Raw genomic sequence first — 9839 nt, 5'->3', positions numbered from 1 at the left:
TCCATGGACGGGCCGGGTACGCAGTCGGGGGCTCCCACCGTCACCGTGAGCTGAAACAGAACCAGAGAGGGGGCCCGAGCGTGACGATTCTGGAGAGCATCCGGGGGCCGCACGATCTCAAGGCGCTGAACGAAGCACAACTCGACGAACTCGCCCGGGACATCAGGCAGTTCCTCATTCAGGCGGTGGCCAGGACCGGTGGTCACCTGGGGCCCAACCTCGGAGTGGTGGAGCTGTCCATCGCCCTGCACCGGGCCTTCGACTCGCCCGTGGACCGCATCCTCTGGGACACCGGCCACCAGAGCTATGTGCACAAACTGCTCACCGGACGGCAGGACTTCTCCAAGCTGCGCGGCAAGGGCGGCCTGTCCGGCTACCCGTCCCGCGAGGAGTCCGCGCACGACGTCATCGAGAACTCGCACGCCTCGACGGTGCTCGGCTGGGCCGACGGCCTCGCCAAGGCCCACCAGGTGCTGGAACGGAGCGACCACGTCGTGGCCGTCATCGGTGACGGGGCCCTCACCGGCGGGATGGCCTGGGAGGCGCTCAACAACATCGCCGCCGCCAGGGACCGCCCGCTGATCATCGTGGTGAACGACAACGAGCGCTCCTACGGCCCCACGACCGGCGGCCTCGCCGACCACCTCGCCACCCTCCGTACCACCGACGGTTATGAACGTTTCCTCTCCTGGGGCAAGGACGTGCTCCAGCAGACGCCGGTCATCGGACAGCCGCTGTACGAGTCGCTGCACGGCGCGAAGAAGGGGTTCAAGGACGCCTTCGCCCCGCAGGGCATGTTCGAGGACCTCGGGCTCAAGTACCTGGGGCCGATCGACGGCCACGACATCGCGGCCGTCGAATCCGCCCTGCGCCGGGCGAAACGCTTCCACGGCCCGGTGCTGGTGCACTGCCTCACCGAGAAGGGCCGAGGCTATCCGCCCGCGCTGCGCGACGAGGCCGACCGCTTCCACACCGTCGGTGCGATGGACCCGCTGACCTGCGCCCCGCTCGCCCCGGCCGGCGGACCCTCCTGGACGTCGGTGTTCGGCGACGAGATCGCCAGGATCGGCGCGGAGCGGCCCGACGTCGTGGCGATCACGGCGGCGATGCTGCACCCCGTCGGGCTGACGAAGTTCGCCGAGGCCTTCCCCGACCGGGTCTGGGACGTCGGCATCGCCGAGCAGCACGCCGCCGTCTCCGCGGCCGGACTGGCCACCGGCGGCCTGCACCCGGTCGTCGCCGTCTACGCCACCTTCCTCAACCGGGCCTTCGACCAGCTGCTGATGGATGTCGCGCTGCACCGGTGCGGGGTGACCTTCGTCCTCGACCGGGCCGGGGTCACCGGACCCGACGGGCCCTCGCACAACGGCATGTGGGACATGTCCCTGCTCCAGGTCGTCCCCGGACTGCGGATCGCCGCCCCGCGCGATGCCGACCAGCTCCGGGCCCAGCTCCGCGAGGCCGTCGACATCGACGACGCACCCACCGTGATCCGGTTCCCCAAGGAGTCGGTGGGGGAGCCGGTCCCTGCAGTCGGCCGGATCGGATCCATGGACGTACTGCACCGGGCGGACGACGCGGATGTGCTGCTCGTGGCCGTCGGCGTGCTCGCCCCGGTCTGCCTGAAGGCCGCCGACCTGCTGGCCGGTGCCAGGATCCGCTGCACCGTCGTCGACCCGCGTTGGGTCAAGCCGGTCGACGAGGCACTGCCGCTGCTGGCCGGACGGCACCGGCTGGTCGCCGTCGTCGAGGACAACAGCCGGGCGGGTGGCGTCGGCTCGGCGGTGGGGCAGGCGCTGCGGGACGCCGGGGTCGACGTACCGCTGCGCACCTTCGGCATCCCCGAGCAGTTCCTCGCGCACGGCAAGCGTGCCGAGGTGCTGGCCGACATCGGGCTCACCCCGGTCGAGATCGCCGGCCGGATCAGTGCCGCACTGGCCGCCAGGGAGGCGGCGACAAGGACCGAGGAGAGCGGGGCATGAAGGACAACGGGCCCAAGGGCTTCGACCTGGCGCGGCTTCTCGCGGAGCGCGGCGCCGAGCGCTACGAGCTGCACACCAGGTACCTCAATCACCAGCTGCCCCGCATGCTCCACACCATCGGCTTCGACAAGGTCTACGAACGGGCCGAGGGCGCACACTTCTGGGACGCGGACGGCAACGACTACCTCGACATGCTCGCCGGATTCGGCGTGATGGGCCTGGGCCGGCACCACCCCGTCGTACGCAAGGCGCTGCACGACGTACTGGACGCCTCGCTCGCCGACCTGACCCGCTTCGACTGCCAGCCGCTGCCCGGACTGCTGGCCGAGCGGCTGCTCGCGCACAGCCCGCACCTGGACCGGGTCTTCTTCGGGAACAGCGGCACCGAAGCGGTCGAGACGGCCCTGAAATTCGCCCGCTACGCCACCGGCCGGCCCAGGATCCTCTACTGCACCCACGCCTTCCACGGGCTGACGACCGGCTCCCTCTCGGTCAACGGCGAGGACGGCTTCCGGGACGGCTTCGCGCCCCTGCTGCCGGACACCGCCGTCCCGCTCGGCGATCTCGACGCCCTGCGGCGCGAGCTGAAGCGCGGCGACGTGGCGGCACTGGTCGTCGAGCCGATCCAGGGCAAGGGCGTCCACGCCGCGCCGCCCGGCTTCCTGCGGGCGGCGCAGGAGCTGCTGCACAAGCACAAGGCCCTGCTCATCGCCGACGAGGTGCAGACCGGCCTCGGCCGGACCGGCGACTTCTACGCGTACCAGCACGAGGAGGGCGTGGAGCCCGATCTGGTCTGTGTCGCCAAGGCCCTCTCCGGCGGCTATGTGCCGGTCGGGGCGACCCTGGGCAAGGACTGGATCTTCCGCCGCGTCTACTCGTCGATGGACCGGGTCCTGGTGCACTCCGCGAGCTTCGGCTCCAACGCCCAGGCGATGGCGGCCGGGCTCGCGGTCCTCGCGGTGATGGAGGACGAGGAGACCGTCGCGCATGCGCGACGCATCGGTGATCTGCTGCGCGACCGGCTGACCGCGCTGGTCGACCGCTACGAGCTGCTGCACGAGGTGCGCGGGCGGGGGCTGATGATCGGCATCGAGTTCGGCCGGCCGTCGTCCCTCAAGCTGCGCAGCCGCTGGACCATGCTCCAGGCGGCCCGCAAGGGGCTCTTCGCGCAGATGGTGGTGGTGCCGCTGCTCCAGAAGCACCGCATCCTCACCCAGGTCTCGGGCGACCATCTGGAAGTGATCAAGCTGATTCCGCCGCTGGTGATCGACGAGGCGGACGTCGACCGGTTCGTCACGGCGTTCACCGCCGTGATGGACGACGCGCACAGCGGCGGCGGACTGATGTGGGACTTCGGCAGGACTCTGGTGAAACAGGCCGTCGCCAACCGCTGAGCGGGAGTGCCCCGCGCCGATCCCGAGCGCTTTTGCCTGAGAGGCAAGAAATTTGCCTCTCAGGCAGGCTCCTGGCCCAATGGGTACATGAATCCTCCAGACGGAGGGGCGGCCGACGAGCTGCCCGGGATCGCGCCACGCCTGCGCGATCTGCGCCAGAGCCGTGGTCTCACCCTGGAGACCGCCGCTCAGCGGGCGGGGCTCTCGCCCGCCCATCTCTCCCGGCTCGAAACGGGCCGTCGCCAGCCCTCGCTGCCGATGCTCCTCGGTCTTGCCAGGATCTACGGTACGACGGTCTCCGAACTGCTCGGCGAGACACCCCCCGAACGTGACGCGATCATCCGCGGCGGGACGTTCGAGGGAGCCGAGGCGGACGGCTGGATGTACCGGCAGGCCGGCGGCTCCGGCCGGGCCATGCAGGCGCTCCGCGTCCGCGTCCCGCACGGGGCCCAGAGCGACCTCGTGCGCGTCCATCCCGGCGAGGAATGGCTGTACGTGCTCGCCGGGCACCTCCGGGTCTGGCTCGGGGACACCGTGCACGACCTCGCGCCCGGCGACAGCGCGCACTTCGACTCGCTCACCCCGCACCGGATCACGGCCGTCGACCGCGACGGTGCCGAACTGCTCTTCGTCCACACCCTGATGCAGAGCCCCGCCGCCGAGCTGTGCCTCGGCAGCGGCATCCACCGTCGCTGAGACCGGCTCCACCGGTCGCCAGAGAGGACCGTCATGTCCGATTCAGAGAACTTCGACCCGCTGGGGTCGAAGAAGAACTACGAGGCCCAGGAGCGGAAGTTTCCGCGCGGCGTGGTGATCAGGCTGTTCGCCTACCTCATCGCCGGGCACATCTTCGCGGCCTTCCTCTATCTGCTCTTCGCGGTGGCAGGCAAGGGCTGACCGCGCCTAGCGCGCCTCGTCCAGGAGTCGGTCGCGCAGCCGGTCCCGGGTTTCGGGGGTGAGCTTCAGGCCCTCGGAGAAGTAACGGTCCGTGCTGCCCCAGGTCTCCTCGATGGTCGCGAAGGCCGCGGCGAGGAACTCGGCATGGGCGCCGAAGAGCGGGTTCAGCAGCTCCATCACCTCGGCTGACATGCCGTCCGCCGAGGTGTCGCTGCGCTGCACCCGGTAGCGGCGGTGGGCGTCGTTGGACTTCAGGTAGTCGGCCTCGATGGCCTCGCGCTCGACACCGACGGCGAGCAGCGACACCGCGATCGACAGCCCGGCCCGGTCCTTGCCCGCCGCGCAGTGCATCAGGGCCGGAACGCTGTCCTCGGCCAGGGCGTGCAGCACCCGGCTGTGCTCGGCGGTGCGGTCCCGGATGATCGAGCGGTACGAGGCGATCATGCGGTTCATGCCCTTGCCGTCGCCGAGGATGGAGCGCAGCTGCTCGATGTCGCCGTTGCGGACCATGTGCCAGAACTCCGAGCCGTCCGCCGGGTCGGAGAGCGGGATGTTCACACTCCGTACGCCGGGCAGCTCCACGTCCAGCCCGTCGAGCTTGCGGTCGGCGGCATTGCGGAAGTCGAAGACCGTGTGCAGACCGAGGCCGCTCAGGAACGAGGCGTCCTCGGCGGTGGCGTGCGCGAGGTGACCGCTGCGGAAGAGCCGCCCGTGCCGTACCCGTCGCCCGTCCGCGGTGGGCAGCCCGCCCACGTCGCGGAAGTTGCGGACACCCGCCAGCTCGGGTTCCGTCGACGGGATCTGCGGCAGCTGCTGCGTCACGGGTGACTCCTGGAGTGTCTGGTGCCGGCGCGAGTCGCAGGCGAGGCCACTCCTGCGACGATACGACATTGATTCCTCAGGCAATCATCTCGGCCTTTCCCTGTCGATACCCGGGCGAACTCCGGTTCTCCTGCGGAGAATCCGCTTGGCGAATTCCTCGCCGAACCGTTGCCCACACCACGCAGATGGTCGATGATGTGCGGAACTGTTGGAATGTGGGGATGCGATGATCGAGACGGGCAACACCGGCCGGACCTGGCTGCTCACCGGGGCGAGCAGCAGCTACGCACTGCGGCTGACCGAGCAGGACGAGCTGGTCCATCTGCACTGGGGGCCGAGGATCACCCTCGCCGCGGCCGAGGCGCTGGCTGCGGCCCCGGAACTGGACTTCAGGGCCTTCGAGTCCCACCTCGACGGCCGGGAGGAGTATCCCGTCGAGGGCGGCCCCAGGTTCGTCCGCCCGGCACTCTCGGTACGCACCCCGCAGGTCCGCGGCACCGAGTGGGCCTTCGACGCCGCCGAGGCGGACGGGGACGAACTGCGGATCGGCTTCACCGACTCCGTGCACCGGCTCGCCCTGACCCTGCACTACCGGATGCGGGACGACTCCGATGTCGTGGAGCGCTGGGCCACCGTCGCCCACGCCGGACCGGACGGTCCGCCGCTGGAGCTGCTGCGCGCCGACGCGGCCGCCTGGTCGCTGCCGGCCCGCGACGGCTGGCGGCTGAGCCGGCTGCACGGGCGCTGGGCGGCGGAATCGCGGCTTGAGCGGGCGGAGCTGCTCCACGGCGAGAGCGTCGTCTCCAGCAGGCGCGGCCACACCGGCCACCAGTTCCTGCCGTGGGTCGCACTGGACGCCGACGGCGCCGCGACCGAGGAGAGCGGCGAGGTGTACGGCTGCGCGCTCGGCTGGTCCGGATCGTGGCGGATCTCCGTGCAGCGGCTGCCCGACGGGCTCGTGCAGATCACCGGCGGCGCCGGGTACGACGACGCCGGACTGCTCCGGCTGGCACCGGGGGAGTCCTACACCACGCCCGTCTTCGCCGGCCTGTGGAGCGGGCAGGGGTTCGGCGGTGCGAGCCGCGCCTGGCACGCCTGGCAGCTGGCCCATGTGATCCCGGACGCGCGGAACCTGCGGCCGGTGCTCTACAACTCCTGGGAGGCGACGGGCTTCGACATCTCGCTGGACCAGCAGCGGGTCCTCGCCGAGCGGGCCGCCGCGATGGGCGTCGAGCTGTTCGTCGTGGACGACGCGTGGTTCGGGCAGCGGACCAGCGACCGGGCCGGGCTCGGCGACTGGACGCCGAATCCGGACCGCTTCCCCGGTGGGCTGAAGCCGCTCGCCGACGAAGTGCACGGGCTCGGCATGCAGTTCGGCATCTGGGTCGAACCGGAAATGGTCAATGCCGACAGCGATCTCTATCGCGCCCATCCCGATTGGGTGCAGCACTTCCCCGGGCGGGCGCGGACGGAGTACCGCAACCAGCTGGTGCTCAATCTGGCCCGCCCCGATGTGCGCGCATATCTCTGGGAGCAGCTGGACACGCTGCTCTCCGGCACCCCCATCGACTATGTGAAATGGGATTTCAACCGCTGCTTCACCGATGCGGGCTGGCCGGGCGAGGAGTACCCGCAGAAGCTCTGGGTCGAGCACGTGGAGGGCCTGTACGCGCTGATCGACCGGCTCAGGGCCGCGCATCCCACGGTCGCGTTCGAGTCCTGCTCGGGCGGCGGCGGCCGGGTCGACCTGGGGATCTTGTCCCGCACCGACCAGGTGTGGACCTCCGACAACACCGACCCGCTCGACCGGCTCGCCATCCAGGAGGGCTTCGGGCACATCCACCCGGCCCGGGTGATGGCCGCCTGGGTCACCGACAGCCCGAACCACCAGCTCAACGGCCGGGTCAGCTCGCTGCGCTTCCGGTTCGTGAGCGCGATGGCCGGAGTGCTCGGGGTCGGCGGGGACCTCACCGAATGGAGCGAGGAGGAACTGGCCGAGGCCCGGACCTGGGTGGAGCTCTACAAGGAGATCCGGCCCGTCGTGCAGCAGGGCGAGCTGTACCGGCTGCGTGAACCGCGCGGCGGACTCAGCGCGATCCAGTACGTCCACGGGGACGACGCCGTGGTCCTGATGTGGCTGGAGGCGCAGCGGTACGGGGAGCGGCCGCCGGCCCTGCGGCTGCGCGGGCTCGACCCCGAGGCGACCTACACCTGCCTGGACACCGGGGCGGTCCACCACGGTTCGACGCTGCTGCACCAGGGGCTGCACACCGGACTTCGCGGTGATCTCGACGCGCGGGTGCTGAGGCTGCGACGCGGGTGACAAGCGGTTTATGTCCGTAATGCGGGCTTTTGTCTGAACATGGCCTGCTCATAAGGGACATGAGGGTCGCCTCGTGAGCGGGATCATATCCGTGACGGTGTGTGGTGACGGACAAGTTGGGTAATCCGTGCGCGGCGCGGAATGCCAAGATCCTTAATCCACGGAGTGTGACCGGAATTCCGCGCCGATTTCCCGGCGCGGATTCCGGCATGGAACCCATGGCTTGTTCTCGCCGTCCCGACTCGCTTACGGTCACCGCAATCCGGACGGACCGCCTAATCCTGCCGCCGCCCGGAATTCACATCCACTCATCGCGTGGCAGGAGCGGGGGAACCAGGTAAGCCGCCGGCCGGAGAAATCCGGCCGGCTCGGGGTGAAGTCGCGCCAAGCGCGGCCGGGCATCTCCAGCCCGAACCCGACAGCTCACCTCGCAGGCGCCGGAGAGGAAATACGCCATGCCCATATCGGGTAAGCACCGTCGTCCGAAGCTCAGCACCATCGCCCGTGGCGTCGCCGCGGTCAGCGCCGGCGGTGCCGTCGTCGCCCTGCCGCTGCTTGGCGCCTCCGGTGCCCAGGCCGCGGAGCAGTCCGCCCCGGCCGCCGCGCCGCAGTCGGCCGCCGCCACGCACGCCGCCCCGGTCGCGCAGAAGCAGGCCGCCACCACGACGTACTCCGTCGTCTCCGGCGACTACCTGTCGAAGATCGCCGCCGAGCACCAGATCAAGGGCGGCTGGCAGCAGCTGTACCAGGACAACCGCAAGGTCGTCGGCGAGGACCCCAGCCTGATCTTCCCGGGCATGAAGCTGACCCTCGGCTCCAAGGCCTCCGGCAACGCCGCGCCCACCGGCGCCGGCACCGGCTCGTCCCTCCCGTCGAAGGCGCCCTCGAAGGCTCCTTCGGTGGCCGCCGAGAAGTCCGCCCCGGCCAAGACCTCGTCCGCCCCGGAGACCAAGGCCCCGGCCGCTGCCCGGAGCAGCGCATCCGGTTACGTCCACCCGGTCCCCGGTAACCACACCACCGGTTACCGCGCCTCCGGCTCCAACTGGTCCAGCGGCAGCCACACCGGCATCGACTTCCCCGTCGCCACCGGCACCAGCGTCAAGTCCATCACCTCCGGCACCGTCGTCGCCGCCGGCTGGGGCGGCGCGTACGGCAACCAGGTCGTCATCAAGCACGCCGACGGCCACTACTCGCAGTACGGCCACCTGTCCTCCATCTCCGTCTCCGCGGGTCAGGCCGTGAGCGCCGGTCAGCAGCTCGGCCTCTCCGGTGCCACCGGCAACGCCACCGGCCCGCACCTGCACTTCGAGGTCCGTACGGGCCCGGCGTACGGTTCGGACATCGACCCGATCGCCTTCCTGGCCTCGCACGGCATCTCCGTCTGAGCCGAACGGCCGGACAGCTGAATCACCAAGCATGATCTGAGCAACACGGAAGGGGCGGTGCGCGGCGGCGCACCGCCCCTTCACTTATTCCCCCTTTACCAAAAACTGACCGGGTGGTCTATCTCACCACCCGTCAACCCCTTATTACGGTCGCGTAGGTCACATTCGGCGGTGCAGGATAAGCGTTTGTGGCAGACGATTCGAGAAAAAATCAACGTGGCGTCAACAACCGACAGGGCGTCATCGGGTCGTACGCGGCGATCGGCGACAGCTTCACCGAGGGAGTCGGCGACCCCGGCCCGGACGGGACCTTTGTCGGCTGGGCGGACCGATTCGCGGTACTTCTCGCGGACCAGCTCCCGGACCCCGATGCGGCGACCGGCACGGAGGGTTCCGCGGACGGGAATTTCAGGTACGCCAATCTCGCCGTACGCGGACGCCTCCTCGACCAGATCGTCGAGGAGCAGGTGCCGCGCGCCAAGGAGCTCGCACCCGACCTGGTGAGCTTCTGCGCGGGCGGCAACGACATCATCCGGCCGGGCACCGACCCCGACGACGTGGCCGAGCGCTTCGAGCGCGCGGTCGCCGAGCTGACCGGCGCGGTCGGCACGGTCATGGTCACCACCGGCTTCGACACCCGTGGCATTCCCGTGCTGCGCCATCTGCGGGGCAAGATCGCCACGTACACCGCCCATGTACGGGCCATCGCCGACCGCTACGACTGCCCGGTCCTGGACCTGTGGTCGCTGCGGTCCGTCCAGGACCGGCGCGCCTGGGACGACGACCGGCTCCACCTGTCGCCCGAGGGACACACCAGGGTCGCGCTGCGCGCCGCCCAGGTCCTCGGCATCGACGTACCGGCCGACCCCGACCAGGAATGGCCGCCGCAGGCACAGCGCGGCACCCTCGAAGTACGGCGCGACGACATCCACTGGGCGCGCGAGTACCTGGTCCCGTGGATCGGCCGGCGGCTGCGCGGCGAGTCCTCCGGCGACCACGTCGAAGCGAAGCGCCCGGACCTTCTGCCGCTCTAGGG

At 70.3% G+C, this 9839-nt stretch carries 8 protein-coding genes and 1 riboswitch; of the genes, 7 read left to right on the top strand and 1 reads right to left on the bottom strand.

Features of this window, described 5'->3' with window-relative positions; all coding sequences use genetic code 11:
* The first annotated feature begins 80 nt into the window (after positions 1–80).
* The 4 genes from dxs to EES42_RS44895 all read left to right on the top strand — a co-directional run bounded on the left by dxs (position 81) and on the right by EES42_RS44895 (position 4273).
* On the top strand, positions 81–1982 hold the full coding sequence (gene dxs / locus EES42_RS25805) for a 1-deoxy-D-xylulose-5-phosphate synthase (protein WP_124720628.1): 1902 nt from the start codon (positions 81–83) through the stop codon (positions 1980–1982).
* The gene (locus tag EES42_RS25800; RefSeq protein WP_124720627.1) at positions 1979–3376 is read left to right on the top strand and encodes an aspartate aminotransferase family protein; all 1398 of its coding nucleotides are present in this window, start codon (positions 1979–1981) and stop codon (positions 3374–3376) included. Before dxs ends, EES42_RS25800 begins: the two co-directional genes overlap by 4 nt.
* Positions 3377–3463: 87 nt before the next feature.
* On the top strand, positions 3464–4072 hold the full coding sequence (locus EES42_RS25795) for a helix-turn-helix domain-containing protein (protein WP_124720626.1): 609 nt from the start codon (positions 3464–3466) through the stop codon (positions 4070–4072).
* A gap of 33 nt (positions 4073–4105) precedes the next feature.
* Positions 4106–4273 (top strand): DUF6126 family protein, encoded by a 168-nt coding sequence (locus EES42_RS44895; RefSeq protein WP_164495316.1) that lies wholly within the window; start codon positions 4106–4108, stop codon positions 4271–4273.
* 6 nt (positions 4274–4279) lie between these two features.
* Here the strand turns inward: EES42_RS44895 and EES42_RS25790 are convergent, their stop codons facing one another.
* Entirely contained in the window at positions 4280–5095 is an 816-nt protein-coding gene (locus EES42_RS25790; RefSeq protein ID WP_206433571.1) for a tyrosine-protein phosphatase, read from the bottom strand.
* A 226-nt stretch (positions 5096–5321) separates the two neighbouring features.
* On the opposite strand from EES42_RS25790, the gene EES42_RS25785 reads away from it, so the two are divergent.
* The 3 genes from EES42_RS25785 to EES42_RS25775 all read left to right on the top strand — a co-directional run bounded on the left by EES42_RS25785 (position 5322) and on the right by EES42_RS25775 (position 9837).
* The gene (locus tag EES42_RS25785; RefSeq protein ID WP_124720624.1) at positions 5322–7418 is read left to right on the top strand and encodes an alpha-galactosidase; all 2097 of its coding nucleotides are present in this window, start codon (positions 5322–5324) and stop codon (positions 7416–7418) included.
* 295 nt (positions 7419–7713) lie between these two features.
* Positions 7714–7870, top strand: a riboswitch (cyclic di-AMP (ydaO/yuaA leader).
* 3 nt (positions 7871–7873) lie between these two features.
* Positions 7874–8803 carry a M23 family metallopeptidase gene (locus tag EES42_RS25780; protein ID WP_124720623.1) on the top strand — a complete coding sequence of 310 codons (930 nt, stop codon included), beginning with the start codon at positions 7874–7876 and terminating at the stop codon, positions 8801–8803.
* Between the two features lie 188 nt (positions 8804–8991).
* Entirely contained in the window at positions 8992–9837 is an 846-nt protein-coding gene (locus EES42_RS25775) for an SGNH/GDSL hydrolase family protein (RefSeq protein ID WP_124720622.1), read from the top strand.
* Positions 9838–9839: the final 2 nt, after the last annotated feature.

Origin of the sequence: Streptomyces sp. ADI95-17, assembly GCF_003846175.1 — a bacterium.
Classification (GTDB): domain Bacteria; phylum Actinomycetota; class Actinomycetes; order Streptomycetales; family Streptomycetaceae; genus Streptomyces; species Streptomyces sanglieri.
This window is presented reverse-complemented; position numbering and strand designations above follow the sequence as displayed.

Bases quoted from the DNA above. Each gene is read 5' to 3' on its own strand.
- EES42_RS25800 (WP_124720627.1), top strand. From the start codon at position 1,979: ATGAAGGACAACGGGCCCAAGGGCTTCGACCTGGCGCGGCTTCTCGCG.
- EES42_RS25795 (WP_124720626.1), top strand. From the start codon at position 3,464: ATGAATCCTCCAGACGGAGGGGCGGCCGACGAGCTGCCCGGGATCGCG.
- EES42_RS44895 (WP_164495316.1), top strand. From the start codon at position 4,106: ATGTCCGATTCAGAGAACTTCGACCCGCTGGGGTCGAAGAAGAACTAC.
- EES42_RS25785 (WP_124720624.1), top strand. From the start codon at position 5,322: ATGATCGAGACGGGCAACACCGGCCGGACCTGGCTGCTCACCGGGGCG.
- EES42_RS25780 (WP_124720623.1), top strand. From the start codon at position 7,874: ATGCCCATATCGGGTAAGCACCGTCGTCCGAAGCTCAGCACCATCGCC.